The following is an 18,521-nucleotide window of genomic DNA, read 5'->3' as shown; positions in this document are numbered from 1 at the left end:
GTAGTGAAATTTCAATGTCAGATTCCCGTACTGAAGAATCCGTAGTCACTTTGCAGTCCAAAGCTGAATACGAAAACGCCATCAATCTTTCACAGCATGTGCCAGCGGCCAAGAACATCAGTGAAATGGTGCTGGACGCGTTCCACACCTCCAAGGAAAGCGACCAGATCCGCGAATTGCGCGTCGCCATCCGCCAGGCCCACGATGCCTTTGACGATGACCAGGCCTATGACTTGATGGGCCAGCTCAAGCAGCTCAAAGACGCCGAAGCCGCCGACAACGCAGCCCTGGAAGACCTGAGCAGCAAGTTTTCGATCAGCCGAATCCTTTCCAGCTTCAAGGACGACCCCGAGTTCCAGGAACTGGTGTATGGCCTGGCGCTCAAGGTGTTGAACCAGACCCACCAGGCCATCAGCAACCCGAGCGCCGGCAAGGGCAAGGCTGCGCGGGCGAAGAAGGAAGTTGAGGTGTTTGTGATCAGCAAGGACGGGATCAGCGTGACCCTGCCGATGCGCACGCCGCGCTCCAAGCTCAATGTTGACCGCGAGGCGCTGGAGTTTTTGGGCTTTAGTTTTGTGGGTGAAGGGGATGAGGCGGAGCTTGAGAGTGAAAGCTTTGTGGATAACTCCGGTGCCGAGCAGCCTTTGACGCGCAAGAGTATTGTGACGGCGCTGCAACAGCAGACGGCGTTTGATGGGTATAGCATTGCTCAGCAATAGGTCTTGATTGAGTACATATCCGTTTTTTGTAATGGCGGCTATTGGTTCCGCCCTTACAGCGGCTCACTTTTGTAGAGCGCGAAAGTAAGCAAAGCGCTCTTGCCCCACCACTCGGTGCCTCGCCTAGACTCGGCATGCCCCTCATCCGACATTGATTTGGGGGGCCGCCGCATCGCTGTGATGACGGTGTATCAGCCGATAAATCTATTGACTGACCTGCCGCCATCGCAGGCAAGCCAGCTCCCACAGGGGAAGGCAGCTTCGCACCCCGGCTTTGCTGTTGCTGTTGCTGTTGCTGTTGCTGTTGCTCTGCTTTTGATCTGGCTTTTGATCTTGATCCTAGGCGCCCCGTTAAACCACGATGGCCGCAGGCAGGTATTGCGCAGTGGGCACCCCGGCATGGATGCCGGGGTAGCCGCGACACGGCCATGGATGGCCGATCGCGGCGGGCCCACGGAGCAATGCCTGACTGCGGGCATGCCGAGCCTAGGCGAGGCACCGAGTGGTGGGGCAAGAGCCCTTTTGGTTACTTTTGGGGCTCTTTTCCAAAAGTGACCCGCTGTTGAGCGGAACCAATAGCCGCCGTTACCGCAGAAATGGATATGTACCCATACCAACCCCCACCCCACAAAAAAGCCCCGCTCTTCTCTCAAAGGCGGGGCTTTTCATGACATCCCAACTCAGTGGGCGTAAGTCAGCAACAACTCTTTCGGCACCTGGAAATCCAGGGACATCATCACGCTCAAAGCCGTAATGGTGAAGATCGAGAAGACAAACAACTTACGCGCCCAGACAGTGTCATCCACCGCCTTGTAGCCGGTCCAGGCCATGTACAACCAGTACATGCCCATGGCCGCGGCGACGGCGAGGTAGCTCATGCCGGCATACCCACTGAAGGTCAACATCAAGGTCGCCACAAGGAAGGCCAGGATGTACAGCAGGATGTGTTTCTTCGCCACCTGGATGCCACGCTTGACCGGCAATACCGGAATCGAAGCCGCCAGGTAGTCGTTGAAACGGAAGATCGCAATGGCGTAGGAGTGCGGCATCTGCCACAGGCTGAACATCACCAGCAGCACCAGCGCAGCCATGTCGAAGCTATTGGTCACAGCCACATAACCAATCACCGGCGGCATCGCCCCCGACAGGCTGCCCACCAGCGTGCCGTGAACCGACTTGCGCTTGAGGTACAGGCTGTAGAGGCCGACGTAGATGACAAAACCGATCACGGCAAACAACGCCGCCAGCGGATTGGCCACCGTGTACAGCAATGCCACGCCGGCAACACCGAGGACGGTCGCGAAGATCAGTGCCAGTTTCAGGGAGATAAGGCCCTGGACCAGCACGCGATTCTTGGTGCGCTCCATCTTGATATCGATGTCACGGTCGATGCAGTTGTTGAACACGCAACCGGACGCCACAACAAGGGAAGTGCCGATCATTGCAGCCAGGAAGATGGCCAGATCGACATGCCCCTTGGAGGCCAGGAAGAAACCGCCTGCCACAGAAAGCACGTTACCGAAAATGATCCCCGGTTTGGTGATTTGGATAAAGTGCTTAAGCGACATCGGGTCTTACCTCACTTCGCCATCATGTAGGTGTGGATGCTGAACATGATCCACAACGACAGGCCAACCAGCAGCAGGATCACAATGGCCGTGAACACAAACGCAATCACGTTGTTGCGCTGGGCCTGGGAGCGATCCAGGTGCAGGAAGTAATACAGGTGGACAACCACCTGGATCACCGCGAACAACAGCACGATGGCCAGTGTCGTGGCCTTCGGCAAGGTTGGGTACATCACCAGGCCGAACGGGATGATCGTCAGGATCACCGACAGGATGAAGCCGATAGCGTAAGACTTTACGCTGCCGTGGCTCGCATCATGGCTGTCATGGGAGTGTGCATTAGCCATTACAGAGTCCCCATCAAGTAGACAACGGTGAAGACGCAGATCCAGACCACGTCCAGGAAGTGCCAGAACAGGCTCAGGCAGCTCAGGCGGGTCTTGTTGGTCGACGTCAGGCCATGCTTGTTGACCTGGTACATCATGATCGCCATCCAGATCAGACCGGCGGTTACGTGCAGACCGTGGGTACCGACCAGGGTGAAGAACGCCGACAGGAAGCCGCTGCGGCTAGGGCCGTAGCCTTCGGAGATCAGCAGGTGGAACTCGTTGATCTCCATGGCGATAAAGCCAAGGCCGAGCAGGAAGGTCAGGCCCAGCCACTTGAGCACGCCTGCCTTGTTGCCACGGAAGAACGCCAGCATGGCGAAGCCGTAGGTGATCGAACTGAACAGCAGCAAGGCGGTTTCGCCCAGCACGTAATTCAGTTCGAAGATGTCGTGGCCCGACGGGCCACCCGCTACGTTGTTTACCAGTACCGCGTACACCGCGAAGATCGACGCAAACAGGATGCAGTCGGTCATCAGGTAGAGCCAGAAACCGTATACGGTCATCTCGCCCGAGTCGTGGTGATGGTCATCGTGCCCATGGTCATCGACATGGGCGTGTCCAGCATTGGTCACTAAGTTCGACATGGTTTAAGCCTGTTCCAACGAGGTTTCAACACGGTTGGCCGGAATCTTCTTCTCGGCTACCAGGCGAGCGTGCTGCTCGGCTTCGATGCGCTCGATCACGTCGACCGGCACCATGTAGCCTTGATCATCACGCGCCGCGTGGATCACGAAGTAGATCACGGTGCCAGCCAGGCTAGCGATGGCCAGCCACCAGATGTGCCAGATCATCGCGAAACCGAAGACCGTCAACAGCGCGCCCATCACCACGCCAGTGGCGGTGTTGTTCGGCATGTGGATCGGTTCGTAGCGCACAGGTCGCTGGTACGCAGTACCGTTTTCCTTGGCTTCGGTGAACGGGTCGATGGTCTCGGCCTTCGGCAGTACAGCGAAGTTGTAGAACGGCGGTGGCGACGAGGTCGACCATTCCAGGGTGTGTGCATTCCATGGGTCGCCGGAGTCGCAGGCGTTTTGCTTGCGGTCACGGATACTCACGTACAGCTGGATCAGCTGGCAGGCGATGCCGACAGCGATCATCACCGCACCGAACATGGCGACGTACAGGTACGGCACCCACTCAGGGTTGGTAGTGGCGTTCAGACGACGGGTCATGCCCATGAAGCCCAGTGCATAGAGCGGCATGAACGCGACGAAGAAGCCGGTGATCCAGAACCAGAACGCAGCCTTGCCCCAGCCTTCGTGCAGCTTGAAGCCGAACGCTTTCGGGAAGTAGAAGCTGAAACCAGCGATGTAGCCGAATACCGCACCACCGATGATCACGTTGTGGAAGTGCGCGATCACGAACAGGCTGTTGTGCAGCACGAAGTCAGCACCCGGGATGGCCAGCAGTACGCCGGTCATGCCGCCGATGGCGAACGTCACCATGAAGCCCAGGGTCCACAGAACCTGGCTGGTGAAGCGCAGGCGGCCGTGGTAGATGGTGAACAGCCAGTTGAATAGCTTCACCCCCGTAGGGATCGAAATCAGCATCGTCGCCAGGCCGAAGAAGGCGTTGACGCTGGCCCCCGAACCCATGGTGAAGAAGTGGTGCAGCCAGACCATGAAGCCCAGTACGGAGATCGCGCCCGAGGCGTAGACCATCGAGTGGTGACCGAACAGGCGCTTGCCGGTAAAGGTCGAGATCACTTCGGAGAAGATACCGAACGCTGGCAGGATCAGGATGTACACCTCAGGGTGACCCCATGCCCAGAACAGGTTCACGTACATCATTGGATTGCCACCAAGTTCATTGGTGAAAATGTGGAAATCCATGTAACGGTCAAGCGTCAACAGTGCCAGGGTAGCGGTCAGGATCGGGAACGAAGCCACGATCAGAACGTTGGCCCAGGTGCAGGTCCAGGTGAAGATCGGCATGTCCATCAGTTTCATGCCTGGGGTACGCATTTTCAGCACGGTGGCCAGGAAGTTGACCCCCGTCAGCGTCGTACCTAACCCGGATAGCTGTAGCGCCCAGATGTAGTAATCCATCCCCACGCCCGGACTGTATTGCAGCCCCGACAACGGCGGATAGGCAACCCAACCGGTCTTGGCGAATTCGCCGACGCCCAGGGACAGGTTGATCAGCACCACGCCGGAAACCAGCAGCCAGAAGCTCAGGGAGTTGAGGAACGGGAACGCAACGTCACGCGCACCGATCTGCAGCGGCACTGCCAGGTTCATCAGGCCGGTGAAGAAAGGCATCGCCATGAAGATGATCATGATCACACCGTGGGCGGTGAAGATCTGGTCATAGTGTTCAGGCGGCAGGTAGCCAGGCGAACCCTCGGTGGCCATGGCCAACTGGGTACGCATCATGATGGCGTCGGCAAAACCACGCAGCAGCATGACCATGGCGACGATGATGTACATCACGCCGATTTTCTTGTGGTCGACCGACGTCAGCCACTCGGTCCACAGGTAGGTCCACTTCTTGAAGTAGGTGATTGCCGCAAACAGTGCCAGACCACCCAGCGCGATCATGGCGATGGTCACCATCACGATCGGCTCGTGGAATGGGACCGCTTCCCAACTTAATTTACCAAACATCGTTTACTCCTCTGCCCCGGCAGCTGAATGCGAATTTGCGTCCGTCCCTTCCACAGCAGCCACTTCTTTCTTCTCGTGCTTGACCGGCTTGCCTGGTTTCATCCCTTCATACTTGTCGATGATTTTCTGAAACAGGTCCGGCGTGTACGAGGAGTACAGCTCTACAGGGTTGTTCTGGCTTGGCTTGGCAAGGGCTTCGTATTCAGCTTTTTCAAGCTGTTTTGGTGAGCTCTTGGCTTCTTGTACCCAGGCGTTGAAGTCTTCCTGGGTGGTGGCGATTGCTTTGAATTTCATGCCGGTAAAGCCCGCGCCACTGTAGTTGGCGGAGATACCGTCGAGCTCGGCGTTCTGGTTGGCAATCAGGTGCAGCTTGGTCTGCATGCCCGCCATCGCGTAGATCTGACCACCCAGGCCCGGGATGAAGAACGAGTTCATCACCGCATCCGAGGTCACTTTGAAGTTGATCGGGGTGTTGGCCGGGAACACGATCTTGTTGACGGTGGCGATCCCTTGCTCGGGATAGATGAACAGCCACTTCCAGTCCAGCGCGACCACTTCGATAGTGATTGGCGGCACGTCGGATTCCAGCGGACGGTAAGGGTCCAGCTCGTGGGTCGACTTATAGGTGATGTAACCCAGGGCGATAATGATCAGTACAGGTACCAGCCACACCGCGATTTCAATCTTGGTGGAGTGCGACCACTTCGGCGCGTAGGTCGCCTTGGTGTTGGACGCGCGGTATTTCCAGGCGAACGCGAAGGTCATCACGATCACCGGCACCACGACCAACAGCATCAGCAAGGTGGCCGTGATGATCAGGTTACGTTGCTCTACGCCGACCTGACCCACAGGGTCGAGCAGCGTCCAGTTGCAGCCTCCCAGCAATAACATGCCGAAAAGCGGCACTATGCCTAGTAATCGGGTGTACCTGTTTTTACTCATCTCACGACCTCTAAAGCAGCTTGCGCAATGCAGTTGGGTTTTGATCGCCAACACTTCACCCTGCCAAGGGTTGGCATTTCTCTTCGATTGAATAAGGGCCTGCCCGGCGCTTCATGCGCTGATCGACACGTCCAGGTCTGGCGGTGAATTCTTATTCGATTTCGTTGGTCAAAGGCCTTGTTACAGACCAATTCCATTTGGTGCGGATAGTTGAAAGGCTGCCGGCACCTGGGGTCGCATGAAGCATTGTTTCCGCCTCTCGACCGCCCTATTTGCTCAGGGTTGAGCAGCACCGGACACTCAGTGCGGGCGATTGTAGTTAGCTGGCGATGTATAAACCATGACCTATAAAGAAATAATTTTTATCGTTTCCAGCAATAATCCTGCGCCATTGTTGCAAAGGTTCGGGATCGTATCGCGTTTGATTCTCAACAAAAACCCCAAAAAAAGCCGTGTTATTGCCCATTCTGTCGCACCCAGAGACCTCTTCCAGGGTCGCCAAACCCCAGGCAAGCCCGCTAAAAACAAGGCATTCGCCCATCACTGGATGTTCTGTAGAGCACGCCGCGCGCGGGGTCGGCCAGGGTGGAAAATGACAGGCAAAAGCGCCCAACCCATGGTCGATTAAGCGCTGTGCCATGGGGTATGAAATGTCCTGCGGCGCCCTCAGTGTGACAACGTGTCGCACGTTGCGCGCAGCCAATCTTGTCCAGCGTCATGACCCCTTCACAAAATGCCCACACACAAAAACGCCCCTGCCTGCATCAGCAGGACAGGGGCGCTTTGTAGGACGATTTAAGCGTTGTGCTTGCGATTACGGTAAATGCCCAGGGGCACCAGGATCACCGTCAACACAAACGCCACCAGCGCCCACTGGGCCAGGGACAAGCCCAGGACCGGCGGGTACGGGGTACTGCAGAAACCATCGACCTGGAAGCCCAGGGGGAAGATCTTCGCCAGGGGCAGGTCATCGACAATCGGCTGCAGCACATCGACGCCACAACTGATGGTCGGATAGAACTGGGTATACACATGGTGCCCGGCGGCAGCGACACCACCGAGGGCGCTGAGCACGACCAGCACTTCAAAGACCGTGACACTGCGCTGGGTGCGCATGGCCGCGCCAATAAAGGCAAAGAGCGCAATCAGCAACAAGGCATAGCGTTGCAAGATGCACAAAGGGCATGGCGCTTCGCCCAGCACTATCTGCATATAAAGCGCGCCACCGATCAGCGCCAGGCAGATGATGCCCAGCAACACCAGGAAGCGCCGCTCACGGCCCAACCGCATTTCGTCAATCATCCCCGTTTCCCTTTGCCTAATGATGGGTGTGCCAATGGCCGCAAGTTTACACACAGGTGGTGAAAATTTAGCAGTAGGCGTCGCAATCTTAGGCGCAGGCGGGTTAACGACACATTAATGTGGTGGTCTTTCGGGCCTCTTCGCGAGCAAGCCCGCTCCCACATTTGAATGTATTCACAGATCAAATGTGGGAGCGGGCTTGCTCGCGAAGAGGCCAATACGGTGTTGAAGAGCGGCCGCTTATTCCAGCGCCGCCGCCGGCCCGAAGAACTCATACCGGCTCTGCTTCTCAGGTACACCGAGCGCCTTGAGGTGACGCTTGATCGCGCTCATAAAACCCTTCGGCCCCAGGAAGTAGGCATCCACATCACGCTCTTCGGGCAACCACGCCGCCAGTTGCTCCTGGGTCAGCAGCCCGAGGTTGTCCGCCGCCGGGCTGATGCCGTCGTCTTCGGCATAGCAGTAAAAGCGCTGCAGTTGCGGATGGCGCGCAGCCAGGGCATCGACCCAATCGCGGAACGCATGCACGCCGCCATTGCGTGCGCAGTGGATAAAATGCACCGGGCGCTCGGTGGCCAGGGCCGCTTCCAGCATCGGCAAGGTCGGGGTGATGCCCACCCCGCCGCTGATCAGCACCAGGGGTTTGTCGCTGGGCACCAGGGTGAACTCCCCCGATGGCGGGAACAGGTCGATGGTCGCGCCCACGTGCATCTGGTCATGCAGGTAATTGGACACGCGCCCGCCCGCTTCACGCTTGACGCTGATGCGGTACAGGCCCGCATCGGTGCGCGCCGACAATGAATAGTTGCGGCGCACTTCTTCGCCATCGAGGATCAGCTTCAGGCCGATGTATTGGCCGGGCTCGGCGGCGAGGATCGGGCCATTGTCCACCGGGGCAAAGTACAGGGAGACGATTTCACTGCTCTCCTCCACACGCTTGACCAGCAGAAACGCACGCGCCCCGCGCCAGCCGCCAACGGCCTGGGCTTTTTCGTCGTAGATGGCGCTTTCTGCGCCGATCAGAATGTCGGCCAACTGACCATAAGCCGCGCCCCACGCGCTCATCACTTCTAGGGTGGCGATTTCGTCACCCAGCACCTCGGAAATCGCCCGCAGCAGGCAGTTGCCGACAATCGGGTAGTGCTCCGGGAGGATTTGCAGGGCCACGTGCTTGTTGATGATCTTGGCCACCAGGTCGCCCAACTGATCCAGTTGGTCGATATGCCGGGCGTACATCAGCACGCCATTGGCCAGGGCGCGGGGCTGGTCGCCGCTGGCCTGGTGGGCCTGATTGAACAGCGGGCGCACTTCGGGGTACTCGGAGAGCATCATGCGGTAGAAGTGGGTGATCAGGGCTTCGCCACCGCTTTCGAGCAGCGGCACAGTGGACTTGATGATGGCACGGTCTTGAACGCTAAGCATGGGGAGACTCCTGAGCCTTTAAGGCTTCTGAATGATTACCCTGTAGCAATCAGTATTCATGCCAACTAACAAACCATTATTTATCAACAACTTAAATTAAACATAGTCAATATGACTTCCTACACCTTATAGTCATTAGGACTACAAGGAGTCATTATGACTGCACATTCCCTGCTCACCACCCTGCTGCCACTGGTGGCTGACCTGTCCCGTGAACTGCCGGAAGGCGAGCGTTACCGACGCCTGCTGCAAGCCATGCGCACCCTGCTGCCCTGCGATGCCGCCGCGCTGTTGCGCCTGGACGGCGAATGGCTGGTACCCCTGGCCGTGGACGGCCTGAGCCCGGATACCCTGGGCCGGCGCTTCAAGATCAGCGAACACCCGCGCTTTGCCGTGCTGCTGAGCAGCCCCGGCCCGACCCGCTTTGACAGTGACAGCGAACTGCCCGACCCCTACGACGGCCTGGTCGATGGCTTGCACGGGCATCTGGAGGTCCACGACTGCATGGGCTGCCCGCTGTTTGTCGACGACCATCCCTGGGGCCTGCTGACCCTGGATGCCCTGGACACCGAGCGGTTTGACCGGGTCGAACTGGACGCCTTGCAGGCCTTCGCCAGCCTCGCCGCCGCCACGGTCAATGTGGCCGAACGCATGGAGCACCTGGCCCTGCGCGCCGAAGACGAACACCAGCGTGCGGAAATCTATCGCCAGGCCAGCGGCCAGCAGCACAAGGAAATGATCGGCCAGAGCAAGACCCACAAGCGCCTGGTGGAAGAAATCAAACTGGTGGGCGGCAGCGACCTGACCGTGTTGATTACCGGTGAAACCGGGGTCGGCAAGGAGCTGGTGGCCCAGGCCATCCACGCTGCCTCGCCCCGCGCGGAGAAGCCGCTGATCAGCCTCAACTGCGCCGCCCTCCCGGAAACCCTGGTGGAAAGCGAGCTGTTCGGCCACGTGCGCGGCGCGTTTACCGGCGCGCTGAACGAGCGTCGGGGCAAGTTTGAATTGGCCAACGGTGGCACCCTGTTCCTCGACGAAGTGGGAGAGTTGTCACTGACGGTCCAGGCCAAGCTGTTACGCGTCCTGCAAAGCGGGCAGTTGCAGCGGCTGGGTTCGGATAAGGAGCATCAAGTGGACGTGCGCCTGATCGCCGCCACTAACCGCGACCTGGCCGCCGAGGTGCGCAACGGCCGCTACCGCGCCGACTTCTATCACCGCTTGAGCGTGTACCCCCTGCAAGTGCCGGCCCTGCGTGAACGCGGGCGCGACGTGTTGTTGCTGGCCGGATTTTTCCTTGAACAGAACCGTTCACGCATGGGCCTGGGCAGCCTGCGCCTGACCAGCGATGCCCAGGCGGCATTATTGGCTTATGGGTGGCCCGGGAATGTGCGCGAGCTGGAACACCTGATCGGCCGCAGCGCATTGAAGGCCCTGGGCAATTGTCGCGAGCGACCGAAGATCCTCAGCCTCAGTGCCAAGGACCTGGACTTGCCCAATGACTCTGCGCCCTTGATAGAAGAGCCTGGCGAAATCCCCGTGGTGACTGGCGATCTGCGCCAGGCCACCGAGCACTACCAAAGGCAAGTGATCAGCGCCTGCCTGGAGCGCCACCAGCACAACTGGGCCAGCGCCGCCCGCGAACTGGGCCTGGACCGCGCCAACCTGGGGCGCATGGCCAAGCGCCTGGGCCTGAAGTAACGCGGATCACACTGTGGGAGCTGGCCTGCCAGCTCCCACATTAGATCTTCTTGCACATTAGGTTTGCTTCGGTTGCAAAAGCGGGCTCACAGGCGCGACCGCCCTGGGCTTACGAAACACCAGCACATTCCCCAGCATCACCAATACCAACCCGGCCAGCGCCGGGGCGCTCCATTGGTAGCCTTCGAACAGCGCCGAGACGTTCAATGCCACCACCGGGAATAGCACCGTGCAATACGCCGCCCGCTCCGGGCCCATGCGGCCGACCAGGGTCAGGTACGCGGTAAAGCCAATCACCGAACCGGGGATCACCAAGTACAGCAGCGAGCCGATATAGCGGGTGTTCCACTCCATCTCAAACGGAATGCCCTGGACCACGCAGTACAGCGCCAGTATCGACGCGCCATAGGCCATGCCCCAGGCGTTGGTGGTCAACGGCCTGAGCCCGGCTTTCTGTTGCAGGCTCGACAGCATATTGCCTGCCGAGAAACACAGGGTGCCCAGCAGCGCCAGGCCCAGGCCCAACAGTGTTTCGGGGCTGGCGGTATGCCCGACCAGTTCAGGCCAGAACAGCAGCCCCAGCCCCAGCAACCCAAGGCCGCCGCCCAGCAATACATTGCGCGCAACTTTCTGGCCAAAGAACACCCGCGCATTCAACGCATTCCACAGTGTCGCGGTGGAGAACACCACGGCCACCAGGCCACTGGGGATCCACTGGCTGGCCGTGAGGAAGCACATGAAGTTCACACAAAACAGGCACAAGCCCTGGGCCAGGCAGATCAGGTGACCCCGACGATTCATCACCTGCAATTTGCGGCTGAGCAACAGCAGCCCAAACAGCACCAGTGCCGCCAGGCCGAAGCGATAGACGATCGAGACCGGAATTTCCACCACGCCCAATTGCCACTTGAGGGCAATCCAGGTGGTGCCCCAGATCAGCACGGTCAGTAAATACAGGGATAGGTTCATGGCGCACTCCGGTGGTTGAGCCACAGTTTCACCCCGCCTTGCTGCTGGGCACTTGCAGATTCTTGCGCTTTTGTCGGGCCGAGGGATCACAGCGCCAGCCACCGGGAGTAGGATGCAAGGCGTCGGAGAGAACCCCATGTCTGTACTGGAAAACCTGCAAGTCTTCAAAGCCCTGAACAGCTCGCCCAACGCTCGCCTGGAGCTGTCTGCCGAGCTTGGGGACGGCTTGTCTGCAGCTTTGTGGAGCAACCACCACGACGCCCAGGATTACCAGGCGCCCAGCCATCACACCTTGTCTTGCTATGTGGCCGGCGGCACCGGCACTTTCCGGCGCAACCAGCCCGGCACCAAGGGCGGCCCCGACAAGCTGTGCATCCTGCCCGCCGAGCATCAGTCGGCCTGGGTGATCAATGGTGAAATCCGCCTGGCCCATGTGTACTTCAGCCCCGAGCAATTTGCCCTGGGTTGCGTCACCCTGCTGGACCGTGAACCCCGCGCCCTGCAACTGCGCGAAAGCACCTTTCTGGAAGACGAACCGCAAGCGCGACGTTTTCATCAACTGATCCGCCTCAATTGGCAGGAACCGGCAGAACGCTTGCTGACCAGCAGCCTGGCCTTTGAAATGCTCAACCATACCCTGCTCAGCCAGGTCGGCCTGCGTGAGGGGTTGCGACTCAAGGGCGGCCTGGCGGCGCACCAGCGCCGGCAGTTGGTGGAGTACATCGACCAGCAACTGGCCGAGCCGATCAGCCTTGGGCAACTGGCGGGGCTGTGCGCCTTGTCGGAATACCACTTCGCGCGGATGTTTCGCACAAGCTTTGGCCTGCCGCCCCATCAATATGTACTGGCCCGCCGCCTGTCCCGGGCCCAGGCCCTGTTGCGCAGCGGCTCACTGCCGCTGGGGGAAATTGCCCTGGCGTGTGGGTTTTCCAGCGCCAGCCACTTTACCAACCGGTTTCGCCAGGCAATGGGAGCGACACCGGGGGAATACCGGCAGGCGTTCCAGCCCTAGAGGCCTTACACAAAACCAATGCGTTCGGGTTTCAATCGAGGCTTTGTGCCAGGACCACGGCCAGTCGATCTTCCAGCGCCTTGATCCGGCTCCCCTGCACCACATAGTTGTTGGTCAGCATCGAAAACACCAACCGCCGCCCACCCGCATCGGTGATGTAGCCCGTCAACGAAGACACCCCACCCATCGACCCCGTCTTGGCCTGCAGGTTGTTTTGCGCCGCTGTCCCGCGCAGGCGGTAACGCAGGCTGCCGCCGTCCAGGCGGTCCGGGTTGCCGGCGATGGGCAGCGCGTCGTACCAGGCGTTGAACCACGGCTGCTTGCTAATGGCCAGCAACAGGTCGGTGAAGTTCTGCGCCGACACCAGATTACGTCGCGACAAACCCGAGCCATCCACCTGGCTTAATGTTGCCGGGTCCAGGCCCTGGCGCTTGATAAAGTCGGCCACCGCCGCAACCCCGGCCGCCGCCGTGCCGGCATTCGCCTGCTGGCGCCCCATGGCCTTGAGCAGCGCTTCGGCCATGCTGTTATTGGACAGTTTGAGCAAGGGCCTGATCAGCTCCTGCAACGGTGCCGACTGGTGTGTTGCCAGGACAGTGGCGGTCGCCGGACTCACACCACCGATCACCCGCCGCCCCTGCACGCTGATCCCCTGCTCCGCCAAGGCCTGGGCAAACAGATTGGCCACCAGTTGCGTCGGCTCCCACACGCTGACCCATTGGCGGCTTTGCTTGCCCGGCGGTAACGCGCCGCTCAGGCGCAGCAGGTTGCTGCCATGCTGGCGATTGAGCCCATAGCTATTGCCTGGGCCGCTGACGGCCAGGTTGCTGAGCTGTACATAGTCGGTGGGCGGACTCAGGGTGACACTCACCAACTGGCCGACCGTTGTGGGCGCCTTGGCCGTGACGATCAAGGTGCCCGCATCAAAATCAGCATTGGGTGACACGGTCAGCGCGGAAATCTGCGCGCCGTAATACTTGTCTTCGTCGTCATGGGCCCAATCCACACCCAGGCGCTCGGCGTCGAACCAGCTGTCATCGAACACCATATCGCCCTGGACCTGCCGGATGCCCTGGGCGGCGAGGCTCGCCGCCAGCGCCTGGTAATCCGCCCACTGGATCGTCGGGTCACCCAGCCCCCGCAGGTACAGGTTGCCCAGCAGGCGCGTGCCCTGTTGGCTGCCATTGCTCAGCAACTGCGTAGAAAACCGATACTGCGGGCCCAGTACATCCATGGCCGCCGCAGTGGTCAGCAGTTTCAGGCTGGAGGCCGGCACCAGCCGCGTGCGTGGGTTGTGCTGGTACAGCGTGTTGCCGCTGCGAGCATCACGCACCATCAGCGAAACACTGGCACCCGCCAAGGCAGGATCAGCCAGCAATTGGTCCAGCGCCTGTTCGCCGGTTTTCGAAGGCGTGGCACAGCCACCCAATAACAGGCTCACGCCCACCAGCATGGCGCTGGTGTGTATCCATCGTCCCAACTGCATCAAACCGTCCCGGCAATCATCAAAGAGCGCAACGCTAGCAGCTCAGGCCGCCAGCGTCATCGCCGACGGTCAGAACTCCAGGGTGCTGGACAACGACACCTGGCGCGCATCGCCCATGGACACAAACAAGCGGCTGACGGCCGAGGTGTAGTAGGTACGGTCAAACAGGTTCTTCACATTGAGCTGGAACTTGACCTTCTGCCCGTCAACCTTGGTGTCATAGGTGGCAAACGCATCGGCCACGGTGTAGCCCGGCAGGTCGAAGCTGTTGAGGGCATCGCCAGCCCGCTCGCCCACATAACGCGCACCGGCACCGACGCGCAGTTGGTCGCCGCCGACGATAGTGCCGAAGTCGTACACGGCTGAAACAGAGCCGGAGTTTTTCGCCACGTTCTGCAGGCCCTTGCCTTTGTAGGTCGGGTCTTCGGTGACCTCGGCATCGGTGTAGGCATAGCTGCCGATCAGGCTCCACTGGTCGGTCAACTGCCCACTCAGGTCCATTTCCAGGCCCCGGGAGCGCACCTTGCCGGCGACGCTGTAGATCGAGGTCGCGCCCTCGGTGATCGACACCAGCACGTTGCGTTTTTGGATATCAAACAAGGCCACGTTAGCGGTAATACGCCCCGGCATATCGAGCTTGGCCCCCAGCTCCCAGGATTTGGACTGTTCCGGGGCGATGCTGCCGTCGATCACCATTTTGTTGTCCAGCGGCGCAATGGTGGAGTTGGGTTTGAACGATTCGGTGTAGCTGCCATAGAACGACAGCTCATCGGTGTAGCGATACACCAGGCCGGCACGAGGTACCCACTTCTGGCCGTTGCTGTTGGTGTTGGCCGTGAACGGGCGGCCCTTGCCGGCGTATTGGTCGTATGCTTGGAAGCGCGCACCGCCGACCAGGATCCACTGGTCGGTGAGGTGAATGGCGTCCTGGAAAAACACCGAATCGCTGCGCAGCAGGTCGGTCTGGTTGCTGTCCGGCGCGCTGACGTTGGTGCCCGCCACTTCGCGGCCGTACACCGGGTCGTTGTAGTTGAACACGCTGCGGCTGGCCTGGCGGATCAGGTCGGCGCGGTAGATTTTGCGGTACTCGTCATCCAGGCCGAATACCAGGTCATGGCGCATGCCGGCCACGTCCACCTTGCCTTCAAGGCTCACAGTGGTGAAGCGGTCGGTGGTCAGCGCGCCTTGGGTGCCGTCCATGTTGCGCGTCAAGGTGCCATTGGCATTGACCTTAGTCACGCGCACCTGGCTGGCGTCGTAGGTTTCGCGGTTCCAGCTGTAGCCGAAGTGGGCCGTCCAGTCGTCGTTCAGGTCGTGGTCGACTTGGACGCGATACAGGTCCGAGCGGCCTTCCATATTGTTGAAGGGCTCATCCAGGCGGCGCGTGGCAGGGATGTTAAGCGGGTGATTGGTCTTGGGGTCGATGGCCGTGCCACGGTCGAACGGCGAGAGAAATTCGCGGTGCTCGTAGGCCAGCAGCACCTGGGTGGTGTCGCCGTACCAGGCTAGGGACGGCGCGATCAGGCTTTCGCGATAGGTGCCGAAGTTGCGCCAGTAGTCCTCATCCTGATGGTCGACGATCAAGCGGTAAGCCAGGCCGCTGTCGCCCAACGGGCCGGTGGTGTCGAGGTTGCCGCCGCTGCCGTTCTTGCCGCTGCCATAGGTCGAGCCACGCACGGTCAAGGCGGTGGATTGGGTCAGTTCGGGTTTCTTGCTGACAATGTTGATCACCCCGCCCGGGTCCTGAATGCCATACAGCAACGACGCCGGGCCCTTGAGCACTTCGACGCGCTCGGCGGTTTCGTTCAGCGCCCGGCCTTGCACCACGGGCATGCCGTCGCGCATGACCGAGCCATTGCGGTTGTCGCCAAAGCCACGCAGCATCACCGCATCCTGGGTGCTGCCCAAGGTGTTGGTCTGGGTGATGCCGCTGATGTTGGCCAAGGCATCATCGAGGTTGCGCGGCACCTGGTCGCGCATCACCTGGGCCGGCACCATGTTCACGGTTTGCGGGGTTTCCAGCAGCAAGCCCTGGGAGCGCATCACCGAGCTGGTGGGCGGTGGCTGGTAGCTGGTGGTTTGCTGCTGGTTGACACCGCTGATGGTGGTGGCGCCGAGGTTGACCGCGCCTTCGCTAGGCAGCGGTTCCAGGGCCAGGGTGCGGGCGTCGATCTGGCGGAAGGTCAAGCCGGAGTTGCCCAGCAGGCGCTGCAGAGCCTGGGCGGCACTCATCTGCCCACTGACGGCCGGGGCGTTGAGGGTGTAGGGGGCTTCGTCGGTGTAGACCACGCTGATGCCGGTCACCCGGCTGAAATCGCTCAGGGCCTGGGGCAACGGCTTGGCCGGCAGCGCAAAGCTGAAGACTGCGCTCTGCTCCTGCGCCGCTTGCGCCAGGCTCAGGGGTTGTAATGCCAGGCCTGAAGCGGCCAGAAGGGAGGCTCCCAGCCACTGTTTAACCGAACCGCCTACCGCCGCTTTTGCCCTGGACTTCATGCTTGAGAACCCGTGTAGAAAACGCTGTTAATGCGAATTGATCGCAGTTTCAAGCACTACACGGATGGCGTGGGGTTTTACCTCAGGTGAAATTGAAAATAATTTCAACATCAGCCTTTATTCTTGTTTTTCGCCCCGCCCTGCCGGGCCTTGAAGCGGGGGTTGGATTTGCAGATCACATAGATCCGCCCCCGGCGCTTGACGATCTGGCAGTCGCGATGACGGTTCTTGGCTTCTTTGAGGGAGGACAGGACTTTCATAGGGTGGCTCCTTTGCATGAATGTAATAACATATCATAAATGCAAATAAGAATAATTATCAACTTTCTCTTCAGGCGTTCACGATTCCTGTGGGGCTGGTTTTTAGCGGACCACGATCAACCGCCCCAACACACTGTGCTGCTCAAAGCCCAGCACCGCTTGCAATGCCTTGAGCACCGCCTCGGGGTCTTTGCTCGGAAAGCTGCCGCTGACCCGGCGGGCGCCGAGTTCGTCATTGAACAGCAGGATGCGGCCGGGGTAGTAACGGCCCAGGTCCTTGACCACATCGGCCAGCGGGGTCTTGTAGTAGTTGAGCCAGCCATCGCGCCAGCCCAGGCGCGATTCACTGTCCACCGCATGCCGCTCATCAGCCACACCCTCGGCGTAGGCCACTTGCTGGCCGGCCGTCAGTATTTGCTGAGGACCCTGGGCCGACGGCGTAACCCCTACCCGCCCCGACAGCACCGTCACCTGGGCGCCCGCCGGTTGCAGGCGCACTTCAAATTGGGTGCCCAGCACCCGCACTTCGCCGCTGTCGGCGTGCACCACAAAGGCTTGCCCGGTGTGGGCCACGCTGAAGAAACCGGCACCGCGACGCAATTGGATATGCCGCTCACCGTGACTGAAATCCACGGCAATCGCGCTGTCGGCATCCAGGGTGACTTGGCTTTGATCAGCCAGGGTCACGGTTTTGACTTCACCCGGCGCACTGACGTAATCGGCGCCCAGGTCATCGACCCAGCGCTGCGGCTGCCACCCCGCGCCCAGCGACACCATCAGCACCAGGCACGCCGCCACTGCCAGCGCTGCAGACCAGCGGCGCATGCGCGAGCCTTTCGCACCGTCCATGGCCTTGAGGTAACGCTGCAAGGCCAACGCGTCTTCGTCAGCCAGAGTGCTCGCCGGGACTTCGCTCAGTTCCCACAGCACCTGGGCCTGGGCATACGCTTCGACATGGGCCGGGTCGGCACGCAACCAGTGGCTGAAGGTAGCCTGGTCGCCACTGCTCGGCGCATCGTGCAGCAGGCTGAGCCAGGCCAGGGCGGCCTGTTCCTGGGCGGGTGTCGGGGTGACGTTCACGGTGCTTTCCCTGGCGAGCGTGGCGGATGGGCTTGCCGAAGGCTGGCTTTGCAGGCCTCGAGGGCGCGCATCATATGTTTTTCCACGGCACTTTGGGACAGGCCCATGGCCTTGGCGATTTCTGCGTATTTGCGCCCGTGGATGCGGTTGAGCAAAAAGATCTGCCGCGTACGCTCCGGCAAGCTGCGCAGCGCCGCTTCGACATGGCGCAGATCGTTGCCCGCTTCCAGCGCGGCCTGGGGCTCGGAACTGTGATGGTCGTGCTGCTCCGGCATCCAGCCTTCAGTGCCGCGCACCCGCGCGTTTTCGCTGCGCAGGTGGTCGATGGCGATATTGCCGGCGCAGCGCAGCAGGTAGGTGCTGAGTTCTTCGACCTGCACCAGGGGCCGGCGCCAGAAACGCAGAAACAGATCCTGTACCAGGTCCGCTGCCGTCGCCCGGCAGCCTACGCGGCGGCTGACCAACGCCTCCATCTGTGAACGCTGGGACAAAAATACCTGCAGGAAATGTGCGCGCCCGCCCGACGCTTCTGCGTGGGGCTGATCCTGGGACTCGGGCGGCGTGGTGATCATCAA

General features: G+C 60.4%; 17 protein-coding genes and 1 pseudogene. 4 read left to right on the top strand and 14 right to left on the bottom strand.

From position 1 onward, the window contains the following. Positions 1-14 precede the first annotated feature (14 nt). Positions 15-719 carry a hypothetical protein gene (locus tag HU773_RS05765; protein ID WP_128593920.1) on the top strand — a complete coding sequence of 235 codons (705 nt, stop codon included), beginning with the start codon at positions 15-17 and terminating at the stop codon, positions 717-719. A gap of 680 nt (positions 720-1,399) precedes the next feature. Here the strand turns inward: HU773_RS05765 and cyoE are convergent. From cyoE to cyoA, 5 genes are read right to left on the bottom strand one after another with little or no spacing between them, the layout of a single operon-like run. Further along, positions 1,400-2,287, bottom strand: a complete 888-nt coding sequence (cyoE, locus tag HU773_RS05760; protein ID WP_029300217.1) for a heme o synthase — start codon at positions 2,285-2,287, stop codon at positions 1,400-1,402. 11 nt (positions 2,288-2,298) lie between these two features. Continuing rightward, entirely contained in the window at positions 2,299-2,634 is a 336-nt protein-coding gene (gene cyoD, locus HU773_RS05755; RefSeq protein WP_029300215.1) for a cytochrome o ubiquinol oxidase subunit IV, read from the bottom strand. Next, positions 2,634-3,260, bottom strand: a complete 627-nt coding sequence (gene cyoC / locus HU773_RS05750) for a cytochrome o ubiquinol oxidase subunit III (RefSeq protein ID WP_038446230.1) — start codon at positions 3,258-3,260, stop codon at positions 2,634-2,636. Before cyoC ends, cyoD begins: the two co-directional genes overlap by 1 nt. Before the next feature lie 3 nt (positions 3,261-3,263). Then, entirely contained in the window at positions 3,264-5,282 is a 2,019-nt protein-coding gene (cyoB, locus tag HU773_RS05745) for a cytochrome o ubiquinol oxidase subunit I (protein WP_057444528.1), read from the bottom strand. Between the two features lie 3 nt (positions 5,283-5,285). Further along, the gene (gene cyoA, locus HU773_RS05740; protein ID WP_029300208.1) at positions 5,286-6,224 is read right to left on the bottom strand and encodes a ubiquinol oxidase subunit II; all 939 of its coding nucleotides are present in this window, start codon (positions 6,222-6,224) and stop codon (positions 5,286-5,288) included. Positions 6,225-6,251: 27 nt separating this feature from the next. Here cyoA and HU773_RS27605 point away from each other — a divergent pair. Beyond that, positions 6,252-6,466 (top strand): annotated as a pseudogene (locus HU773_RS27605) (hypothetical protein). A gap of 77 nt (positions 6,467-6,543) precedes the next feature. Here the strand turns inward: HU773_RS27605 and HU773_RS05735 are convergent. The 3 genes from HU773_RS05735 to hmpA form a co-directional block, all read right to left on the bottom strand. Further along, a complete protein-coding gene (locus HU773_RS05735) occupies positions 6,544-6,864 on the bottom strand; it encodes a hypothetical protein (protein WP_162947692.1) in 321 nt (106 codons plus the stop codon). A 155-nt stretch (positions 6,865-7,019) separates the two neighbouring features. Beyond that, the gene (locus tag HU773_RS05730) at positions 7,020-7,526 is read right to left on the bottom strand and encodes a disulfide bond formation protein B (RefSeq protein ID WP_057958354.1); all 507 of its coding nucleotides are present in this window, start codon (positions 7,524-7,526) and stop codon (positions 7,020-7,022) included. 240 nt (positions 7,527-7,766) lie between these two features. After that, a complete protein-coding gene (hmpA, locus tag HU773_RS05725) occupies positions 7,767-8,948 on the bottom strand; it encodes an NO-inducible flavohemoprotein (protein ID WP_128593285.1) in 1,182 nt (393 codons plus the stop codon). Positions 8,949-9,104: 156 nt separating this feature from the next. Between hmpA and norR the strand changes: the two genes are divergently transcribed. Beyond that, positions 9,105-10,646 (top strand): nitric oxide reductase transcriptional regulator NorR, encoded by a 1,542-nt coding sequence (norR, locus tag HU773_RS05720; protein WP_057958352.1) that lies wholly within the window; start codon positions 9,105-9,107, stop codon positions 10,644-10,646. A gap of 57 nt (positions 10,647-10,703) precedes the next feature. On the opposite strand, the gene HU773_RS05715 is transcribed toward norR, so the two are convergent. After that, the gene (locus tag HU773_RS05715; RefSeq protein ID WP_186625458.1) at positions 10,704-11,615 is read right to left on the bottom strand and encodes a DMT family transporter; all 912 of its coding nucleotides are present in this window, start codon (positions 11,613-11,615) and stop codon (positions 10,704-10,706) included. Positions 11,616-11,751: 136 nt separating this feature from the next. Between HU773_RS05715 and HU773_RS05710 the strand changes: the two genes are divergently transcribed. Next, positions 11,752-12,627, top strand: coding sequence for a helix-turn-helix domain-containing protein (locus HU773_RS05710; protein WP_186625457.1), 876 nt, complete (start codon positions 11,752-11,754; stop codon positions 12,625-12,627). Positions 12,628-12,658: 31 nt separating this feature from the next. Here HU773_RS05710 and dacB read toward each other — a convergent pair whose 3' ends face one another. The 5 genes from dacB to HU773_RS05685 form a co-directional block, all read right to left on the bottom strand. Further along, positions 12,659-14,113, bottom strand: coding sequence for a D-alanyl-D-alanine carboxypeptidase/D-alanyl-D-alanine endopeptidase (gene dacB, locus HU773_RS05705; RefSeq protein WP_120731700.1), 1,455 nt, complete (start codon positions 14,111-14,113; stop codon positions 12,659-12,661). 69 nt (positions 14,114-14,182) lie between these two features. Further along, a complete protein-coding gene (locus HU773_RS05700) occupies positions 14,183-16,606 on the bottom strand; it encodes a TonB-dependent siderophore receptor (protein WP_081044176.1) in 2,424 nt (807 codons plus the stop codon). Positions 16,607-16,716: 110 nt separating this feature from the next. Beyond that, positions 16,717-16,866 carry a type B 50S ribosomal protein L36 gene (gene ykgO, locus HU773_RS05695; RefSeq protein ID WP_020297337.1) on the bottom strand — a complete coding sequence of 50 codons (150 nt, stop codon included), beginning with the start codon at positions 16,864-16,866 and terminating at the stop codon, positions 16,717-16,719. Between the two features lie 102 nt (positions 16,867-16,968). Beyond that, a complete protein-coding gene (locus HU773_RS05690; RefSeq protein WP_057958349.1) occupies positions 16,969-17,946 on the bottom strand; it encodes a FecR family protein in 978 nt (325 codons plus the stop codon). Then, complete coding sequence (locus HU773_RS05685) at positions 17,943-18,521, bottom strand: RNA polymerase sigma factor (protein WP_057958348.1); 579 nt, start codon at positions 18,519-18,521, stop codon at positions 17,943-17,945. The genes HU773_RS05690 and HU773_RS05685 overlap by 4 nt, the downstream gene beginning before the upstream one ends.

The sequence above is a fragment of the Pseudomonas shahriarae genome (assembly GCF_014268455.2).
Lineage (GTDB): Bacteria > Pseudomonadota > Gammaproteobacteria > Pseudomonadales > Pseudomonadaceae > Aquipseudomonas > Aquipseudomonas shahriarae.
The sequence above is the reverse complement of the archived record's forward strand: the minus strand, read 5'-3'. Positions and strand labels throughout refer to the sequence as shown.